We start from the raw sequence: 20,197 nt of genomic DNA on the forward strand, positions 1-20,197 counted from the left end.
GCTTGTGCTTCCCCTTCTTTTTTTTAATCTATGCGATAATGACAGCCTACGCTTTGTTTATTGCGCAGTGCCGAAACCGTGACGGTCAAAGCAGATTGACAGCCGTGGAACAGGTCGATGATCGGCCTGCTGATTGGCGTACGCTTGTAAAATGAACGCAGGTTGCGATTCAAATTTTGTAAATCGTCGATAGCCCGGTTCAAACGGGCTGTGGAGCGGGTAATACCCACGTAATTCCACATGACGTTACGGATAAAGGCCCAGTCCTGAGCAATGAGTGCCGGATCTTCGTTTTCGTTGGAACCCGGAGATTCCCAATCCGGTACAGCATTGAGCAGCTTTCTGGGAATTCTGGATTTTCGTTCCAGACGTGAAGCTATATCCTCACCTGAAGTGTAACCCCAAAGCATTCCTTCCAGCAGGGAGGTGCTGGCGAGTCGGTTACCGCCGTGTACTCCGGTGCAGGAACATTCGCCGATAGCGTAAAGGCGGTCCAAAGTGGATTTACCTTTTTCATCCACCAGCACACCACCGCAGAAATAGTGTGCGGCAGGTACGACCGGAATTGGTTGGTTGTTGATATTGATACCGTTATCAAGGCATTTGCCGTAAATGGTCGGGAATCTTGTGGGCAGATCCTGCTTAACATGGTTTGCCGCATCAAGATAAACGCACTCTTCCTTGGTCCTGAGCATTTCTTCAAGGATGGAACGGGTGACAATATCACGTGGAGCAAGATCGCCACGGGGATCATAGCGGTGCATGAACGGTTCACCGTAGCAGTTGATCAACTTTGCCCCTTCGCCGCGCACAGCTTCTGAAATCAGAAAACGGCGGCTGGCTCTTGTGCGCACCTGTTGAAAGAAAGAAGTGGGGTGGAACTGAACCATTTCAGCATTGATAACCCTTGCTTTGGCACGGTTTGCCATGGCTATGCCGGACCCGAAGGAACCGGGAGTATTGGTGGTGTGCAGATAAATCTGCCCCAATCCACCTGTGGCAAGAACTGTGAAATCCGCTAAAAAGGTTTCCACCATGTTCCGTGACTCATTATACACGTACGCGCCGAGACATTTATTACTCAAGGAGTACTTGAACTCATTCTGTCGGGCATGGTGATGGTTGGTCAAAAGGTCTATGGCGGTTCTGTTGGTGCAAACCCTGATGTAAGGATGGTCAGCCACATGCTTAATAAGCACATCCATAATCGACTGTCCGGTATGGTCGGCACAATAGAGGATGCGGTTTACGCAGTGTCCGCCTTCGCGGGTCAGGCTGAACTCGCCATTCTCATCTTTATGGAAAGGAACCGGATATTTTTCCAGCAGAAGTTTTTTCAAAGCTTCAGGACCCTGCTTGGCAATAGCCCGTACTGCTTTTTTATTGTTGTAATTCCAACCTGCTGTATTTATATCCTTTTCCAGTTTTTTGGAAGAATCATCCGGACCAGTGTATACGATACCGCCTTGGGCCAGTCTTGTATTACCGGTAAAGAGATCCTCTCCCGGGGTTAGTAAAGTAACTTCAATACCTTTTTCTGCTATCGTCAGAGCTGATATACATCCGGCGATACCTGATCCGATAATCAAAACCTCGGTTTTCATTCGGTTTTCCTGCATGCCTATATCTCATTTTACGGCAGCCTTTTCAGGTTCCGGCTAAAGGTTTGGTCAGTATTTTATTTGCAGACTTCGAGCATTCGTTCGAGAGCGAGTCTTGCCGGTTCACGGATATCATCGGAAACATCTTCGTAAGCTGCTGTTTCCAGATTCTGGAGAAGTCCAGCAAGATTCTTTTCTGTTATTTTGGCCATGTTGCTGCAGAAGCTGATGCCCAATGGAAGGATGTTCTTTTCAGGGAACATTTCTTTCAACCTGTTAACGAGGTTGGTCTCCGTTCCGATTACTATGGTGGAACCTTCAGGTGCTTCATTCACATATTTAATGAGATATGAAGTGGAGCCGGCACCATCGGAAGCCTGTACCAATTCGGGCGGACATTCAGGGTGAACAATAACTTTACAGTCGGGGTATTTCGCGCGGAAATCCTCAATCTGGGTCATCTTGAAGCGCTGATGAATGGCACAGAGGCCGGGCCAAATCAGCAATTCCTTGTCCATGGTTTCTTTAACATCAATCTGTGTTCCTAAGGAACGGATGTTAAGGATCATGCGTTTTTCAGGAGCTATACCCAGAGTGTTTGCAGTATTCATTGCAAGGTTCTTGTCCGGCAGGAAGAGAACTGCGTCTCCTTGTTCCTGCGCCCAACGGAGCATCTTTTCAGCATTGGCGGAAGTGCAGACTGTTCCTCCGTGTTTACCGCAGACGGTTTTTACCGCTGCAGGAGTATTCACGTAGGCGAGCGGAATGATTTTTCTTCCCGTCTCATTAATAATTCTGGTCAGCACATTATCAACCAGCCATGCCGGGGCCATATTAGCCATGACACAGCCTGCGCTGGCATCGGGAATGAATATCGTTTGATTTTCCTTACGCACGATTGCAGCGGATTCAGCCATGAAGTGGACACCGCAGAATACAATGTATTCTGCTTCCAGCTTCTCGATCTGACGGGCTAATTCCAGAGAATCGCCCTTGAGATCGGTATGTTTTATAATTTCATCAGACTGGTAATGGTGTCCCAGAATAGCCAGTCTTTTACCGTATTTTTCTTTCTGTTCAGCAATTATATCCGAATACATCAAATTAGAACCTACATCGGTATGATCTGCATGCTCATGTCTGAACATTTTGCAGAGTGAGTGATCCTGCCCACGGATATGTAATCCGGTCCTGCTTCTGCAAGCTTGGCAATGGTTTCAAGGGTCACGTTTCCGCTGATCTCGGTTTCAATTTCATCAGGAATAGTAGCAATGGCAGCTTTGGCTTCATCAAAGGTCATGTTGTCGAGCATAATCCGTTCAACTTTGGTAGCCACGGCTTCATCCACTTCTTCCTGATTGCGGCATTCCACCTCAATCGGCGGACATTCTTCGCCATATTTGGCGCGCAGTTTTTCCACGGCGGCTGTGATAGATCCGGCGCGGTCAATGTGGTTATCCTTGAGCATGAGCATTTCCACCAGGTTCAGGCGATGGTTCTTAGCTCCGCCGCAGAGGACAGCGTATTTTTCAGGGTAACGCAGTCCGGGCAGGGTCTTGCGGGTATCGAGGAGGATAGTTTCACAATGATCCAGCGCATCTACGTATTTACGGGTTTCAGTAGCGATTCCGGACATGTGGGAAATGAAGTTAAGGATAACTCGTTCAGCCTTGAGGAGCAGGCCGGCGGGGCCTTGAATGGCCGCAATGAGTGTTCCCTTGGAGATTTTATCTCCTTCATCCACATTAAGATGCACCTGGCACTTGTTTTCCTGATCTGCAAATTCAAGAATCAAGTTGATAAGGGGCAATCCGGAGATTACAGTATCTTCTTTAGCGATGATTTGAGCGGTTGCAATGTCATCCTGCTCAAACAGCCCCAGTGAGGTCAAGTCAGGGCCGTCTTCGCTTAAAGCTATGCGTATAGTGGCCAGAAGGAACATTTTTGCTTCGGCCTGAAAGAAGTCGTTAAATGCGTTTTCTGTCATATTATTCCTGTTAATATTTTGTAACATTGTGTTTGAGGTCATGTAACGAAATTTGGTATCCCGTTTTATGAGGCAGCACAAGGGCTGAGAAGGATTTCACAAACTTATTTTTCAGCAGTTTCAAGGTGATAAATTTTGACCTTTGGTTCTATTTGGTATAGTTGATGCGCCATGGCTAATCCAAAAGGTATACCCGAACCATTACGGCGGTGGCAGGAACACGGCAAAGGACGCGCAGGCGAAGTCGACCAGCGCGTTATTGATGCTATGCACCCTGCGGATGCTGCTGACCATATTGAAGAACTTGGTCTGGAAGAACAGGTCAAGTTTATTAAGCAGTTGCCTATCCGTGATGCCGCGGATTCCATTGCTGAAATGGAAAAATATGATCAGCGGGAACTTATTGAACGACTGAATGTCGGGATGGCCGCCCGTATCCTTGAAATAATGTCCCCGGATGATGCCACGGACATTCTTGAAGAACTTGATGATAATCTTCGGGAAACCCTTTTGCGTCAGATCAAGGCTGAAGACAGGGAAGAAATTTCAACCCTGCTGACCTTTGATCCTGATACTGCTGGTGGTGTTATGACCACCGAGGTTGCCATTGTCCGCGACAACATGACTGTTGATCAGGCTATTGCTGAAATTCGCAAGGAAGTGGAAGACAAGAGTATTCCTTACTACGCTTATGTCGTAGGACGCCGCAATCAACTGGTTGGTGTCGTTTCCATGCGGGACCTGCTTGTTTCCCGCGCGGGAAAGATGCTTACCGAGCTGACTCATAACCAGCACCTGATTTCCGTTACATACAATGTAGATAAAGAAGAAGTTGCCCGCCTGATCGCCCACTATAATTTTCTCGCCATGCCCGTAACCGATTTTGATCACCGTTTTATCGGTGTAGTAACCGTTGATGATGTTATTGACATTATTAACGAAGAAGCCAGTGAAGATATGCAGGCAATGGTTGGTGCGGGTACTGATGAAACTGTTGATTCACCTTGGGGATATTCAGTTAAGAAGCGTTTGCCTTGGCTTGTTATCAACGTTGCTAACTCCGCAGTTTCTGCATGGGTGGTTCATTTATTCGAAGGTAATATTGCTAAAATGGCAATGCTGGCCGTACTTATGCCTATTGTTGCCAACCAGGCAGGTAATACCGGACAGCAGGCACTGGCCGTTATGATCCGGCAATTTGCTACAGAAAAATTTGACCGTAAAAAATCTTGGGAAGCGGTTTTACGTGAATTTAAGATCGGTCTTGCCAACGGAATCTGTATTGCCTTTTTAGTGCTTGGTGCAGTGTTTATGCTGACAAGCAATTACACACTGGCAATGGTTATGGCCGGAGCGCTTTTCATTGATATGGTTCTAGGCGCTGTGGTTGGCGGTGCAATCCCGATTATCCTTAAAGAGTTTGGACGTGATCCAGCGCAGGCTTCTTCGATTTTTCTTACTACCATTACGGATAGTTTCGGATTTTTATCACTACTTGGCCTTGCCGGGTTGTTCCTGCTTTAGATGCTATTGTAGATATTTTGATTAGTTACCCCCTTTGAGTAAATACATACTCAAAGGGGGTTTTTTATAATTTAACTCAATAAAATTACGATATTTTTTCTATTGAATGCTGTCGGTGGAAAAGGTACCTTCTTAAAAATCAATCACTGCAAGCTATTTAATAAAGTGATGCAGACAATCCGGGACTCCCCCGGCTAGTCCGGGCTTGTCCGGTATATAAGAGGTCGACATGAAACGAGTTCAAAAACTTATCAAGCATATTATATCGAGGGTGAATGTAAACCTTCGTCCTATGGGTCTCGATGTTGAACAGGCTCTGAGTTCCACTCTTGACGGTAATGAAATGCTCATGGATTACGCATATTATGCGCTTTCTATTGACCACCCAATCTATTTCCGGTTTAGAGAATGCAATCTCGGAGGCTCATATTTTCTAGGAAAATGTGACGTGGACCGTTCGATTGTTCTCAGATGCGATATTCGCGGTGACGAGCTTAAGGCTGCCGGAACTGAAGTTGAGTTCGGAGGCGTAAAAACAGAGCTTTATCGTGATGAAATTATTCTTGTGGTCAATAGTTTCCTTTATAAAACTCTGATTCACAACCATTCTCGAAATCCTGAAATCCCGGAACTTTTCCGTATCCAGAATACAGTCTCCATGCATTACGCCAATATTCACGGGACAACAACCGAGGGTGCTTATCTTGGAGCATTTGCTACAGCTGATCTTTCGGTTCTGCATAACTGTATTCTTGGAAATTATTGCTACGTTCAGGCTGGTGACCTTTCCAAAATGTGTTTTGATCCGGGACGTATCTGGATTAAGGCCGACGGTAAGTATGAATTTGCTTACCACTATCCACAAGCCATTCTGGAAAAATACATTTCCTGGGACCAGAACGGTGAACTTGCAGGCTTGTTTGCTGATTTCCTTAAAAACCGCAGAAGTGATTTTCTGCCCGTATATGATTCTCTGGCAGATAAATTACCGGTCTGGGTTCCGGAGAATGCTTTTGTAAGTCGCTATGCAGTAATAAAAGGCGATTGTGTAATTGGGGAAAACTGTCTTGTGGCCCAACGGGCATACATTGAAAATTCCGTACTTGGAACTGGATCCAATGCACAGGAGAACAGTTTTATTGTGGATACACACTTTGCCGGATTGGTAATTGTTGCCCACGGTGGTAAATTGGTCCATTCGAATATTGGCGAGAAAGTTTTTATCGGTTTTAACTCGTTCCTGCGAGGAACTAGCGATAAAAAGGTTTCTGTTGGCACAGGATCAATTGTTATGCCGCACACAATTATTCATGCTTCGGAATCAATTGATATTCCAGATGAAACAATCGTTTGGGGATACATAACAACTCAGAGTGATCTTGCCACCCAATCCATGTCGCTTGCTGACTTTTCAAAGCTCACGGAAATCAGTATCGGTAGAATGCGGTTCAGTGGAAGCGGTGCAGAATTTGTTCGTGATTTTCAGAATCGCGTTGAACATATTTTAGTCGATAATGGAGCTCGCTATGCCGGTAACCATGAGAGCAGGGGGCATGCACAGAAAACACAATACGTTTCTTACAACCTGTTCCAGCCCTATTTGAGTGGCGAGAAGCAGGGGATGTTCCCGACTATTATTGTTAATGATGATTAATTTTTGATTCATTACTAAGTTTAAAAAACTATTCATCCATAAAAACAGAAAAAGCCCGCAGCCAAAATGACTGCGGGCTTTTTATATTCGGCAAACTTCGAACTAAACGAGCTGACCCATGAGGGTTTCTTTAATTTCGTCGATGGTGCCTTCACCATTGAGTTCGATGTATTTGAAGCCAGCTTTAGGAGCCAGATCTTTGTAGAAGTATGCAGCTGCAACAGTACCGGTGTTGTCATCGTAGTAGATGTCGTGGCGTTTGTTGATTGCATCTTCGTCCTGGTCATCAGCGCGCTCGGAGAGAGCACCGCCGCATACGCGACATTTATCTCCGTCGGGCTTGATAGCGTCGATGAATTTGTTGTTGGGGTGGTTAGGATCGTTTTCGCAGAGGCGACGGCCCATGATGCGGTTTTTAGCAACTTCGCGGGGCAGCAGGATTTCGATTACGAAGTCGAGCTTTACACCGTCTTTTTCGAGAGCTTCCCAGAGCTTTTCAGCCTGAACGATGGAGCGGGGGAAACCGTCGAGCAGCCAGCCGTTTTCACCGGAAGACTGGAGAACGTCGAGAACCATAGGAATGGTGATATCATCGGGAACGAGTTCACCTTTGTCGATGTACTCTTTAGCTTTCATGCCGAGTTCGGTACCGCCACCGATGTGCTTACGGAAAATTGCGCCGGATTCGATGTGATCGAGGTCGTATTTTTTCTTAGCGAGAGCGCCCTGAGTTCCTTTACCACTACCGTTGGGTCCAAAAATAAGAATATTCATCTGTTGTCCTCCTAAAGAATTAGTAACAAATTTCACAAAGTTCTAAACCTTGCTGTCGTCGCTGTCAATCCTCTAATTAACTTTGAATAAGAGTCCAGCTTTATTGATTTTAACAACCTTATTTCCGGAAAATTGGAAGGTTGAACCGGATTTTCGGCCCAAAAAGCCCTGATCCAACAGTATAATCGAATCAAAGAGAGTGTGTCCCGGTCCTAGGTCGTCTAAAATTTTTTTATAAATACGCAATCTTAAAGCAGAATGAGATTTGTTCAAAATTGAACAAGGTAGCATAATACCGCCATCTTCGACCTTCTGAACATGCACAAGTGCTTCAGCCAGCTGTTCATTCCAATAAGCTTCATCCAACTCAGCCTGATTTTTCAATCTGACCAATCCTAGCCCAAGATTGGGGTTCTCATCATATAATAGAGGCATGATGTAATTACGAACCCGATTGCGGGTGTAATCATCACAATTGTTGCTTTCGTCTTCCCGCCACGGACAGCCGATGGAACGCAGAAAATCTTCAAGCTCTTGTTTTTTAGTAGAGAGAAGGGGACGCAGTAGTTTTCTTTTTGGATCGTAAGCATCCATTCCTGCGAGAGCAGGCCATCCCGAGCCCCGGATAAGCCGCATGATTACATCTTCAGACAAATCGCCAATGTGATGTGCAAGCAGTAGGAAATCTGCATCAAATTTCTTCAAGCACTGCTTGAAAAAATCATAACGAATGATCCGTCCGGCTTCTTCCAGTCCTATTGATTTTTCCTCGGCATAGCCTGCTACATCAGCCTTAAGTGATTTAACCTGAACGCCTAGATCAGCGCATAAATCTTCTACAAATGTACGGTCGCCGGCAGACTCAGACCGCAGTCCATGATCAATATGGGCGCAAAAAACCCTGCCCCCCGATTTACGGGCGAGCAGGGTAACGATAATCAAAAGAGCTGTAGAATCAATGCCGCCGGAAACGCCGACAAGAAGAGCTTTTGCGGCGAAGTCTTCACCGGATTTAACTTTGCCAAACTTTTCAATATCTAAGCAGAGCTTTGCAAGCTTAGGACTTAGTTCCTGAATCTTTTTTGGCAACGATTTCATAATTTAAATCGGCGAAGCCCCGCTAAAAGGTTTTAAGTCGCCGGAGGCATCTTCTACAAATGCACACCCAGATCCATGATAAATTTATCCATGTAATCGAGCATGTGGTTACGCTGTTCGGGGGTTGCGTAGGCTACACATTCGCAACGGATTTTATTCGAAGCCCGGACCAGCAACTCGATTTTCATGCTGTTTTCCATAACTTCAAGAGCCATGAAGTAAGGTCCGCATTCACCGATATGTTCTTTCTGGACATCCTGCAGAAGTTCCTCGGGAATAGGCAGGTAAAAAATATCATCAATAGGCCCTGAAAATCCTACTTCCGTGAGGGCATCGACAATTTTAGCCAGATCTTTTTCATAAATATCTTCAAGAAGGTAATTTCTCATGAACCTATCCTTTAGTTATCAAAATTATTCTTTTTCTTCCGTCCGCAATGAGCGTCCATAGGAATTGTTTCATTATCCAGATTGAACATGCGGCGGGCAAGATCAACGAATTCATCAGCCTTGCCTTCTTCCTCGGTACGGCGTTTGAGGAAGGCTACAGGCTCATGGAGAATTTTCTTCCCGATAGACATTGCCATGGTTTCAAGAGCCTTGTGGGTTTTGGCATCCACATCGCCGAGCCGTTTAAGAGTCTTGGCAAGTTCCTGCTGGGCAACGCTTTCACTGCGGTTGAAAAGGTCCACAATTGTTGGCTGCAGGTCGAGAGAATTAATCCAGTTACCAAATGAAAGAGTCTCGAACTCTACGATAGAGTTGGCCTTGACTGCTTCATCTTCGCGTTGGGATTTATTTTCCTCTACTACGTCCTTGAGATCATCAATATCGTAAAGATATACGTTGTCCAGACCGTTGACATCAGGATCAATGTCACGGGGGACTGCAATATCGATGAAGAACATGGGACGGTACTTGCGTTTCTTAATGACTTTTTTCATCTCCTTGGCAGTGATGACCGCATGCGGTGCGCCGGTGGAACTGATAATGATATCAGTCTCCACAAGATGGTCATAAAGATTGTCAAAAGAAACCGCGGTTCCCCCCATACACTTGGCCAGATCTTCAGCTCGGGAATAGGTGCGGTTGGCAATAGAGATCTTTTCAACACCACTGTTTAACAGGTGTGTAGCGGCAAGTTCTGCCATTTCTCCGGCACCGACGAGCATAGCCCGTTGACCTTCCAGCTCACCGAAAATCTTCTTGGCAAGCTCGACCGCAGCGTAACTGATGGAAACCGCACTGGATGCAATGGAAGTCTCTGTACGCACCCTTTTGGCGACAAAGAAAGCCTTGTGCAACATGCGGTTGATAATAACCCTTGCAGCTCCGGCATCAACCGCCTTGCGGTAGGAATCTTTGAGCTGACCCAGAATCTGCGGTTCACCTACAATCATGGAATCAAGACTGCAGGCCACCCGAAAGAGGTGTTTCACCGCATTCAACCCGTCGTGGCAATAGGAGTTCGGTTCTAACTCACTGACAGAACCGCAGCATCTTTTTGCCCAATATTCAAGAATATTGGTGTGGGGTAGTTCCGGGGAACATACAACAAGGATTTCAACCCTGTTACATGTAGATAAGGCCATTACTTCACGTACGCCAAGTTCAAGCAGTCCAGCTTCGAACTCTTCTACGTTGGTCAGTGCATAGCGCTCACGCACATCCACTCCGGCGGAGCGATGGTTGAGGCCGATAAGGTAAATATTATGGTCCATATCAGACTTTAAAGCTATGGTGAGTGGGGACAAAAAAGTTGATACCCCACAAGGAAAGCATGGTGATTACGAAAACGATAATCACCAGAATTGCCGGTTTTTTGCCTCTCCAACCAACCATAATGCGCTGATGAAAAACAAAGGCAAAAAGGAACCAGACCACTAAAGTAACGATCTCTTTGGGATCCCATGAGAACATTTTGGTGAAAGCAGCTCTTGCCCAGAGAAATCCGGACGCAAGCCCCAAAGTGTAAAGGGGGAACCCGATGATAATCGACCAATGGTTCACATTGTCGAATGTATTAAGTGAAGGCATTTCCTTTTCCATTCCGGTCAGGTTTGCCTTGGTTTTAATTTTGTTGTTCAGGTACAGGAAAGCTATCCCGGCTCCGGCTGCCATAGCCATGAGCGCGATGCTGACAAAGATTGTCCCGATATGCAGCCCTATGAAAAGTCCGGCCAGATGGGCGGGAAGTGTTACTTTGAGGCTCTGAGATGCAAGGGAAACAAGAAAGAGCAGCAGGGCGAACGGGGAAGCGGTAAGAGCGAAAAAGGTCGAACGGAGTTTCCACCACAAACCGAAGTAAACGAGGATAAAACTCCAGCCCAGCAGGCTGAAATAGAAATAACCTCCGCTTAAAACAGTTCCCCTGTAAAGGCTCACCGCCAGAAGCAGGTCAAGGGTGTGCAATGCGAATCCGCCTACAGCGGAAAGGTTTCCCAGTTTACCCAATACCTTGTTGTTCTTGAGACTTCCGATGAAAAAGCAAACAGTGCCCGCAAGGTAAAGGGCGATAATCACGTACTGGAATAATTCAAATAAGGTCATCAATTAACTCCGGTATACGGGGAACAAGTTCTTGGGGCAGGATTCGGGTCAGAATTTCCTTCACCCGATCCATGTCTCCGGCCTCCAGCTCATCTAAAATAGGAGATGAAACAAGTTGCCTGAACAAAGCGGTGTTGTGGCTTGTTTCCTTGCCGAGGTCAAGGACCAGCGGCCTGATTCTTCCCATTAAAGTGATAAAATTTGCATAGTGCGGTCCGAAAATGTCCTGTAATTCACGGCGTATCCTTTTGGTTAATGCCGGAGTACAGCCCCCGGAAGATACTGCCAGTGTTAAATCTCCCTGCCTGATCACCGAGGGAACAATAAAGTTGCTTCCTTCGGGAAAGTCGGCGATATTGCAAAGAATATTTTTTTCAGCACAAAGTTCAGCCATTCGCCGGTTAAGCTTGCTATTGTTAGTGCAGGCAAAGGCGATGAACACATCATCAAGATCGTCGTCATTGAAAGGGCGCTGTTCAAAGATCACCCGTTGATCACGGCTGATCTCAAGCATTTCCGTCCCCGGTTCAGCTGTATCGAGAACTGTGACCTGTTCCGGGTCGCATTCAAGTATAGACTTGAGCTTGCGTACCCCGACAGAACCGGCTCCGACCAGCAGACACTTGCGGTTTTTCACTTTAAGAAAAATAGGGTAGTAAGTCATAGAAGTCCTGCATATCAAATGAGTAGGTGCATTGTAAAATGACAAAGTGCTGATAAAAAGATATAATTCAAAAAATCAAACCCTTGTAAGGATACGGATATTTAATGAAACGGGCTCTGGTTATACAATTGACAAGGTTTGGCGATCTGGTCCAGACCAAGCGTCTTGTGCTTACACTTCAACGGCGCGGATTTACGGTTCATCTCTGTCTGGACCGATCTCTAGAAAAACTGGCCCGGATTATTTATCCAGCCTGTGAAATTCATCCGCTGATTGCTCACGGCAGCGGGATAGACGGGCAGGGCATTGATACCGTACTTCCGGTCAACTATGAAGTCTTCAAACAATTATCTGAGATAGATTTTACCGAGATATATAACCTGAATTTTTCAGCCATGAATTATGTCCTTTCATCTATGTTTGATCCCAAAAAGGTCAGAGGACATAAAAGGGTGAAGGGACAGGCCATGAAAGATCCATGGTTTGAACTTGGTTTTCGTCTGGCTACGGAGCGACGCAACAATATTAACCTTGTTGATTACTGGGCCGCACTCAGTCCGAATATGCTTCCGGCCGGAGAGGTAAATCCTGTTGCCACATCCGGAGGTAAAGGGATCGGGGTGGTGTTGGCCGGCCGAGAAAGCAGGCGTTCTCTTCCTTATGATGTTCTGGCTCCGTTGGTTCTGGCTGTACGGTCAAAGAATAAGAATAAAGATGTTTTTCTACTCGGCAGCAAAGCTGAGCGCGATTCGGGCAGGAAATTGATCTCAAAATTTCCTGCAGCGATTGCACAGAGTACAGTTAACCTTGCCGGTGAAACGGATTGGCAGGGGCTGGTTGATGCTGTCACCGGTCTGGATATGGTTATTACGCCGGATACCGGGACCATGCATCTCGCGGCACATTTAGGTGTTCCGGTGTTGGGATTTTTCCTTTCCTCGGCCTGGTGTACTGAGACCGGGCCTTACGGCGAGGGACATACAATACTTCAAGCGAACACGGATTGTTCGCCCTGCATGGAAGCACAGCCCTGTTACCATGATCTGAAATGTCTGGCCCCATTTAAGAACCCATTAACCGCACGCTATCTTGCCACTCGTAATCCGGAACATTTACCTGCGGGCATTTCCGTATTTGAATCCGGTTGTGATTATCTAGGTACACAATTTATTCTTAAAACCGGGAATGACCCCAGTGGAGAGCGCAGGCAGCAACTGCGTAAATTCATCGGTTACCATCTGGGAGTACTAGATATCGGTGAGCATGGTCCATTTCCTCATCTGGCAGAAAATTTTTACAAAGATAAAGACTGGATAACAGATTAAATATAAAGGTAAAATCATGGATAATAACAAGGTGCTGAGAATTCTAGTTGTTCTTCCTCTCTATGGCGGATCTTTGCCCGTGGGCAGATTCTGCGTTTCAGCATTGGAAAAGATGGGGCATTTGGTTGAAACTTTTGAAGCTCCTGATTTTTACGGGGCTTATAATGCTATTGATGAATTGAAGGTTACTTCGGACAGGCACCAATATCTTCGTAACAGCTACTTGAACATGTTGTCACAGGCTGTTCTGGCAAAAGTTGAAACCTTTGAGCCGGACATGGTTCTGGCCATGGCACAGGCTCCGCTGACTCATCAAGCCTTGAAAAGATTGCGTAAGGATAATGTAAAAACGGCCATGTGGTTTGTGGAAGATTTCCGTTTGTTCACTTACTGGCAATCTTTTGCTCCTTTCTATGATGTTTTTGCTGTTATCCAGAAAGAGCCTTTTTTTAATGAGTTAAAGCAGATCGGTGTGGAGAATGTTCTATACCTGCCTTTGGCTGCTCATCCTGATTTTCATAAACCTGAAAAGCTTAACTCTGTTGATGCCCGCAAATACGGAGGCGATGTATCTTTTATGGGGGCAGGGTATCCAAACAGGCGGATGGCATTCCGCAAGTTGATCCACCATGGCTTGAAAATTTGGGGGAGTGAATGGGACGGAGACCATGTGCTTGAACCCTATGTCCAGCTTGGCGGTAGACGTGTTTCATCGGATGAATGCGTTAAAATTTTTAACGGCACCAAGATCAATCTAAACCTGCATTCTTCCATAAATGCCGATGAGCTGGTAAGTGGAGGGGATTTCATTAACCCCCGTACTTTCGAACTTGCTGCGTGTGGTGCCTTCCAGCTTGTGGATAAACGATCTCTCATGTCAGAAGTGTTTGACGAAGGGGAATTAGCACACTTTGAAAGTCTTGAAGACCTTGATCATAAGATTGGGCATTTTCTTGCTCATCCAGAAGAAAGGGAAAGTTATGTAGAAAAAGCCCGTGCAAGAGTTCTTAAAAATCATACTTACGAAGTTAGAATGCAGTCATTAATTGATTTTACTGCAGAAAGATTCAGCGAGTGGCCTGCAGAAAGAAATAATGAAGCACTGTTTAATGAGGATTTTCCTGAAGAGCTTAAAAAAGATATCGTTAATCTAATAGAAAAACTCGGTTTGCCGGCTAATGTTGATTTCGATGATTTAGTAACGGCTATTCGTTCGCAGCAGGGACAGTTAAGTCCGTTAGATACAGCTGTTCTTTTTTTGGATGAATGGAAGAAAATATACAACAGATAATTATTTTGAACTTCTTGTTTATTTCTGCTACTTAGAAAGTAAATATTATTAGGTTCATTACGAATTGAAGGTAATTATATTTATTATGATGGTAGAGTTATATGAGTAGTTTATTCTCAGGAAAAGGATTTAGCGGTAATATAAAAATTACACAAAGTGAATTTTTACAGCTCAGAGATATAATTTATGAGCTGTCCGGTATTTATTTGCAGGATAATAGACGCTTTCTTGTCGAAAATAGATTTGCTCCTCGTCTTTCTGAATTAGAATTAAAAAGCTATTCGGCTTATATTGATTATTTGAAAAAGCATCCTAAGGGAAAGTCAGAAGAGTTGAATATGCTCACTGAACTGATAACTACCAATGAAACCAGTTTTTTCAGAGATAATCCTCAATTAAAGATTTTCCGCAACTTTACTCTTAAAGAATTAATTGATGCCGGAAACAAAACAGGACGCCGTGAGATCAGGATCTGGTCTGCGGGGTGTTCTTCTGGAGAGGAACCCTATACCCTTGCTATCATTCTGCATGAAGCTTTAAAGGATGATATTCGAAAATGGAGAATTCGTATAACAGCCAATGATATCTCGACAAATGTTCTGAAGATGGCAGAAAAAGGCATTTACACAAAATATTCATTGCGTACGACTCCCCCTCATGTAATCTCCAATTATTTTATTGAAAAAGAAAACGATATTTATCAAATAAAACCTGAAGTTAAGCGTTTAATTAAGTTTGGGAAGATTAATTTAAACCAGCCCCAATCAGTGAAACTGATACCTAAATCACATATTGTGTTTTGTCGAAATGTGATCATTTATTTCGACAAGGAGATGAAAAGGAAAGTTCTCAGCGGTTTTCACAATAATTTACTTGATAACGGTCACTTATATGTGGGACACTCGGAATCACTACATATTGTTAATGACATGTTCAAACCCAGGCAGCACGCCGGAACAATTACGTATCATAAAATTTGAACTGCCAATCAAGATTTACGAGGTGAGATATGCAGACAGTGAGCATTGAAGACGTCCAGCCGGGTATGGTGTTAGCAGCAGACCTGATGCAGGGAGGAAGAATGCTTTTACCTTCCGGGTCTGTTCTCACGAACAAAAATATTTCCGTATTTAAAAATCAGGGAATTGAAGAGCTCAAGATTTTGGGATCGGAGACTGCAGAGCCTGATGAAGAGAGCATTGACAAAGCATTTATTTATGCTCGTGATTATTTTATGTTCATTAATCACGATGATCCCGTCGTGATGCAGCTTTTTGATGTAGCTGTTTATAAAACTGCAATCCGTATTATGGAAGGGTGGCGCCTACCTACCAAAGATGAACAGCACGTGACTGCTCTTGATGAGATGCGTGATTTGTTCTTCCGTGATGAAGGAACAATAGAAGATATTGTTGATGCTGAGATTAAGGTCGCATCCTTTCCTGATATCTTTTTCAAAGTTAAAGAAGTGGTTGAAGATTCAAAGAGTACAGCGGAACAGGTTGCGAACGTTGTAGGTCTTGATGTTGGACTTTCAACTCAATTATTAAAGCTGGTTAACAGCCCTCTTTACGGCTTTCCTTCTGAAATAAACAACCTTGTCCGTGCGGTGGCCTTGATTGGTGGAAAGGAATTGTGCACCTTGGCCTTAGGTCTTTCCACCATAGGATATTTCAAAGATATTCCACCTGAATTAATCGACATGCGGTCGTTCTGGATGCATTCATTAACTTGCGGGGTGTTTTGTAAAGTCATCGCCGAAAAGGTTGATGGTGTTGTGCCGGAAATGATGTTTACTGCCGGACTATTGCATGACGTGGGCAGGTTGATTCTCTTCAAAAAGATGCCATACAGTGCTGTGCAGGCAATGCTCTTCGCCCGGGAAAATTTTATCCCACTGGTTGAAGCCGAGGACATGATTCTGGGTTTCAATCATGCTGACGTTGCACGCTGTATGCTTGAAAAATGGAATTTCCCTCCGATTTTAACTGAAATCATCAGTTCACATCACGCTCCCAGCAAAAGTGAACTGTCAAAAGAGGCAGGAATTCTTCAGGTAGCGGATAATCTTGCTTTAGCTGTCGGTATTGCTGAAGGCGGAATGTATGTACTTCCCGGAGTGGATGAAGAGATATGGGATATTTTGGGAATTGACACTGAAATATTGAAAGAAATTGTAGAAAACTACGATTATCAAATTAAAGAATTATTTAGCAATTTCTTTAGTTAATGTTTTTTTAGAGGAACAGCAGTCAGCGTCCGGGCACGGGAGCTCTATACTTACAGTCGTTCCTTTACCAGCGCCTTCGCTTTCGATGTTCAGCTTGCCCTGATGTTCGAAGATTATTTTTTTGACTCGCGAAAGCCCCATACCAACGCCTTTGGCTTTGGTGGAAAAGAAGGGGTCCAGCACATGAGTTAGCACATGTTGATCAATACCCATTCCCTGATCAATTATCCTGATTTGAATGGTCTGCTGTATTCTTGCAATTTCTATTCTGACCTCAGTAATTTTTTCAGGAGTAAAATTGCTGGCATTGAGGAGTAGTTCAACAATAGCAGCCTCAAACAGCTTCTTGCCGACAGTTATTTTTTCCACAGAACAATCGAGCTTCATCACAATGCATTCACCAATACGCTCGAGTATCAAGTTCGCTCGTTGCAGCGCCTCTTCAAACAGTTCAACAGTATTTACTTCTGCAGGGTATGGTTTTGGAATATTTGAGTAAGTTTTAACTGCTGCTACCAAACCCTCAAGTTTCATGGCCTCTTCTGAAATAATTTTCAGTTCACGTTGTAAAGGATCTTCCGGCGGTAATTTCCGGGAGATAAGATTAGTCATTCCGCCGATAACGGTTGTAGGATTAAGTACCTGATGGGCGACCGCCTGTGAGAGTGAATCCAGTCCCTCTATCCTTTCATTCTGTAATTCAGCATTGCGGGAAAGGATTCTCCGTTCCCGTTCTTCTGCATTATAAATTTCAGTTATATCTTCAAAGAGAAAAACAAGTCCGACAACATCTTCATTTTCAGTCAGATATGAGGAAGTGATGGACAGTTTTTTAGGACATTCCCGTTCTTTAATTTTGTAGGGAACTATATGCTTAAGTCCGGTTTTTTGCTCATTGATGACATCCAGAATGACCTGATTAAATTCGGCATTAGAGGTGGCATCGGTAATGAAAAGCTCTCCCCAACCGAACCCAAGGTGTTTTTTCATGTCTAAATTCAAAATAGAGCACGCAGCCGAGTTTAAAAAAATAATCTTTCCCTCAGGGGAAATGACCATTATTCCAACATCGAGACTTTCGATAATATTTTCTACAATTATGGAATTAAAGGAGGGCATATTTGTGTCCTTACGGTTTTGCCTTTCATCATACACCCCCGCAAGAACGCAGGCAACAAAATAGCTTTATATTACTGCCAAAACACCATTTGTAACGTGAAATGAAACAGGCTGAAATGATACGCCTTTTCGTTTACGTATTATTTCAGCCTGTTAATTGAATATCCAAACTATTTTGATCTTTTTCTTACTTGCCCCATTTCTTTGGTTCAGGACGTTTTCGAGGGCCACTCGGACGGCGCTGGCCTTTTAACCACGCATTAAGCCGTGGTTCTTCCCCCTGATCCTTGGGGTCATAGAACATACGATCCGCTATTTCAGGCGGCAGATATTCCTGCTCAACATAAGAATTCGGGTAAGAATGCGGATAGAGGTAGTTACGTCCATAGCCCCATTCTTTTTGAAGACTGGTAGTTGCATTGCGCAGATGAAGCGGCACGGGAAGCATGCCGTTCTGACGGATTTCCTGCTTAACAGTATGGTAGGCAGCGTAGGTGCTGTTACTCTTAGGCGCTAGAGCCAGATAAACAACAGCTTCGGAAAGTGGAATAAAACCTTCCGGCATGCCGATAAATTCAACAGCCTGCTGGCAGGAGACAGCCATGGTTATGGCATGTGGGTCAGCCAAACCGATATCTTCACCAGCAGAGATGATGAGCCTGCGGGTGATAAATTTCGGATCTTCACCGCTTTCGATCAGACATCCCAAATAATAAAGAGCCGCATCAGGATCACTTCCGCGAATAGATTTAATCAATGCCGAGGCCAGCTCGTAATGTGAATCTCCGTCCCGATCACCGCGAATGACTGTTTCAGGCAGGATTTTCCGCAGATTTTCTGCCTCACGCTTTTCTGGAGGAAGTTGCGAAGTATACTCGAGTAAATTGAGCATACTACGGCCATCACCGCCAGCCATGGAGGTGATCATATTTAAACTGTCTTCACTAAGTTCAATATCAAGCTCTTCGCAGGCCCGGTTGCAGATTGCCAGTAAATCAGTTTTGCCCAACGCCCTTAGACGCAGAACGTGCAGTCGAGAGAGCAACTGCCGGGTGACGCTGAAAGAAGGGTTCTCGGTAGTTGTTGCCAGAAGGGTGATCTCTCCCGATTCCAGGATGGGCAGAAAGAAATCCTGCTGTGCCTTGGAGAAGCGATGCAGCTCATCAAGAATAAGGATATCCATGCCGGCCAATTGCTTGCGCAAAGCAGCAATGCCCGATTCCGGCGCGCTGATGCGCATAAAATGTCGGCCTGTAGATTTTGCCAGCAGCATGGCAAGGGTAGATTTACCACAACCGGGAGGTCCGAAAAGCAAAAGGCTGGGAAGTCGTTTGGAACGCTCGAAAGCTTCAACCCGTTCACGGATATGATTCTGCCCGAAAAATTCATCAATCTTTTGAGGCCGGATACGGTCAGCCAAAGGCTGATTATCTGTAAGTTCTAATTTCATATGTTGCCTCCGGCGGCTTTCCGAGGTCCAAAGAGACTTTTATTTAGCTTCGCCGCGTTGGCGTAAATTATTTCTGTCTTTCAAGATATGCAGTCCCCATGCAGAGCAGGGCGGCTGTTTCCCAACGCAGGGTTGAACTGCCGAGACTGACCGGTTTGAAGCCGTTTTCAATCAATAATTCGGCTTCACGCGGACTGAAACCACCTTCGGGACCAATTACGGCCAGAGTGGATTCAGCGGCAAAAACAGAATTGTCCGGCACCGTATCGTTATCCGCTTTTTCATACAAAAAAAGTTTATTATCGTAAGACGCGGAAGCCTCAATCAATTTCTCAATTGATCCCTGAACAGTCTGAAGTTCTGGCAACCATGCATTGCCGCACTGTTTAGCGGCTGCGAGCAGCTTTTCGTCCCAGCTTTCTTTTGTCTCGGCAGGAACTTTGCCCTGACTGAATTCACTTTGAAAAAAGATCAGCCCGCGCGTTTGCAATTCGACAGATTTTTCCAAAATCAAATTGCGTCGACTCGATTTATTCCAGCCGATGGCAAGAGTAATGTTGCGTGGATCTGCAATAGAATTTTCTTCATTCAGCTCAAGCTGAACTTTGCTTTTGGTAATTTCACTAACTGTGAACAATCCTTCACGGCCGCAGCCGTCGAAAAGGCGCACGGTATCGCCTACGCGGGTACGCAAAACCTTACCAAGATGCTTTGCTTCGCCACCTTCGAGAGTAAAAGGCTCCCCCCAGTTTTCGGGAGGAAGATAGAATGAATTAAGTCTTGCCATATTTTTATGACCCTATACCCATAAAAAGAAAAATCCCTTAATAGGGATTCCAAAGGACTTTAGCCGTTAGAAGAGAAGCTGTGCTTCGAGTCATACGGATAAAGATAGCCGAGCTGGCCTAGCTCCTTTGGCCGCCGGAGGCGA

At 45.0% G+C, this 20,197-nt stretch carries 18 protein-coding genes; 6 read left to right on the forward strand and 12 right to left on the reverse strand.

Annotated features, from left to right (window positions below; all coding sequences use genetic code 11):
* Window positions 1-23: 23 nt before the first annotated feature.
* From nadB to nadC, 3 genes are read right to left on the reverse strand one after another with little or no spacing between them, the layout of a single operon-like run.
* Window positions 24-1,619: an L-aspartate oxidase gene (nadB, locus tag ACKU40_RS05735; protein WP_320175562.1), complete on the reverse strand. Its 1,596-nt coding sequence runs from the start codon at window positions 1,617-1,619 to the stop codon at window positions 24-26.
* A 59-nt stretch (window positions 1,620-1,678) separates the two neighbouring features.
* Window positions 1,679-2,701, reverse strand: coding sequence for a quinolinate synthase NadA (gene nadA, locus ACKU40_RS05740; RefSeq protein WP_320175563.1), 1,023 nt, complete (start codon window positions 2,699-2,701; stop codon window positions 1,679-1,681).
* 11 nt (window positions 2,702-2,712) lie between these two features.
* Complete coding sequence (gene nadC, locus ACKU40_RS05745; protein WP_320175564.1) at window positions 2,713-3,588, reverse strand: carboxylating nicotinate-nucleotide diphosphorylase; 876 nt, start codon at window positions 3,586-3,588, stop codon at window positions 2,713-2,715.
* 171 nt (window positions 3,589-3,759) lie between these two features.
* Between nadC and mgtE the strand changes: the two genes are divergently transcribed.
* The gene (gene mgtE / locus ACKU40_RS05750) at window positions 3,760-5,112 is read left to right on the forward strand and encodes a magnesium transporter (protein WP_320175565.1); all 1,353 of its coding nucleotides are present in this window, start codon (window positions 3,760-3,762) and stop codon (window positions 5,110-5,112) included.
* A gap of 229 nt (window positions 5,113-5,341) precedes the next feature.
* A complete protein-coding gene (locus ACKU40_RS05755) occupies window positions 5,342-6,766 on the forward strand; it encodes a transferase (protein ID WP_320175566.1) in 1,425 nt (474 codons plus the stop codon).
* Between the two features lie 102 nt (window positions 6,767-6,868).
* Here the strand turns inward: ACKU40_RS05755 and ACKU40_RS05760 are convergent, their stop codons facing one another.
* The 6 genes from ACKU40_RS05760 to ACKU40_RS05785 form a co-directional block, all read right to left on the reverse strand.
* A complete protein-coding gene (locus tag ACKU40_RS05760) occupies window positions 6,869-7,540 on the reverse strand; it encodes an adenylate kinase (protein ID WP_320175567.1) in 672 nt (223 codons plus the stop codon).
* 72 nt (window positions 7,541-7,612) lie between these two features.
* Complete coding sequence (tilS, locus tag ACKU40_RS05765) at window positions 7,613-8,638, reverse strand: tRNA lysidine(34) synthetase TilS (RefSeq protein WP_320175568.1); 1,026 nt, start codon at window positions 8,636-8,638, stop codon at window positions 7,613-7,615.
* A gap of 53 nt (window positions 8,639-8,691) precedes the next feature.
* Window positions 8,692-9,027, reverse strand: coding sequence for a hypothetical protein (locus ACKU40_RS05770; RefSeq protein ID WP_320175569.1), 336 nt, complete (start codon window positions 9,025-9,027; stop codon window positions 8,692-8,694).
* 11 nt (window positions 9,028-9,038) lie between these two features.
* The gene (hemA, locus tag ACKU40_RS05775; protein ID WP_320175570.1) at window positions 9,039-10,358 is read right to left on the reverse strand and encodes a glutamyl-tRNA reductase; all 1,320 of its coding nucleotides are present in this window, start codon (window positions 10,356-10,358) and stop codon (window positions 9,039-9,041) included.
* 1 nt (window position 10,359) lies between these two features.
* Window positions 10,360-11,187 (reverse strand): cytochrome c biogenesis protein CcsA, encoded by an 828-nt coding sequence (locus ACKU40_RS05780; RefSeq protein WP_320175571.1) that lies wholly within the window; start codon window positions 11,185-11,187, stop codon window positions 10,360-10,362.
* Window positions 11,174-11,851, reverse strand: coding sequence for a bifunctional precorrin-2 dehydrogenase/sirohydrochlorin ferrochelatase (locus tag ACKU40_RS05785; protein WP_320175572.1), 678 nt, complete (start codon window positions 11,849-11,851; stop codon window positions 11,174-11,176). The genes ACKU40_RS05780 and ACKU40_RS05785 overlap by 14 nt, the downstream gene beginning before the upstream one ends.
* 104 nt (window positions 11,852-11,955) lie before the next feature.
* On the opposite strand from ACKU40_RS05785, the gene ACKU40_RS05790 reads away from it, so the two are divergent.
* The 4 genes from ACKU40_RS05790 (at window position 11,956) to ACKU40_RS05805 (ending at window position 16,697) form a co-directional block, all read left to right on the forward strand.
* Window positions 11,956-13,176 (forward strand): glycosyltransferase family 9 protein, encoded by a 1,221-nt coding sequence (locus ACKU40_RS05790; RefSeq protein ID WP_320175573.1) that lies wholly within the window; start codon window positions 11,956-11,958, stop codon window positions 13,174-13,176.
* 16 nt (window positions 13,177-13,192) lie between these two features.
* Entirely contained in the window at window positions 13,193-14,467 is a 1,275-nt protein-coding gene (locus tag ACKU40_RS05795; protein ID WP_320175574.1) for a glycosyltransferase, read from the forward strand.
* 101 nt (window positions 14,468-14,568) lie between these two features.
* Window positions 14,569-15,447, forward strand: coding sequence for a CheR family methyltransferase (locus ACKU40_RS05800; protein ID WP_320175575.1), 879 nt, complete (start codon window positions 14,569-14,571; stop codon window positions 15,445-15,447).
* A 29-nt stretch (window positions 15,448-15,476) separates the two neighbouring features.
* Window positions 15,477-16,697, forward strand: coding sequence for an HDOD domain-containing protein (locus tag ACKU40_RS05805; RefSeq protein WP_320175576.1), 1,221 nt, complete (start codon window positions 15,477-15,479; stop codon window positions 16,695-16,697).
* On the opposite strand, the gene ACKU40_RS05810 is transcribed toward ACKU40_RS05805, so the two are convergent.
* The 3 genes from ACKU40_RS05810 to ACKU40_RS05820 form a co-directional block, all read right to left on the reverse strand.
* A complete protein-coding gene (locus ACKU40_RS05810; protein WP_320175577.1) occupies window positions 16,674-17,816 on the reverse strand; it encodes an ATP-binding protein in 1,143 nt (380 codons plus the stop codon). The genes ACKU40_RS05805 and ACKU40_RS05810 overlap by 24 nt on opposite strands.
* Before the next feature lie 187 nt (window positions 17,817-18,003).
* Window positions 18,004-19,266, reverse strand: coding sequence for a replication-associated recombination protein A (locus tag ACKU40_RS05815; RefSeq protein ID WP_320175578.1), 1,263 nt, complete (start codon window positions 19,264-19,266; stop codon window positions 18,004-18,006).
* Window positions 19,267-19,333: 67 nt separating this feature from the next.
* Window positions 19,334-20,053: a 16S rRNA (uracil(1498)-N(3))-methyltransferase gene (locus ACKU40_RS05820; protein ID WP_320175579.1), complete on the reverse strand. Its 720-nt coding sequence runs from the start codon at window positions 20,051-20,053 to the stop codon at window positions 19,334-19,336.
* Window positions 20,054-20,197 lie beyond the last annotated feature (144 nt).

It is taken from the genome of Maridesulfovibrio sp. (assembly GCF_963666665.1).
GTDB lineage: Bacteria > Desulfobacterota > Desulfovibrionia > Desulfovibrionales > Desulfovibrionaceae > Maridesulfovibrio.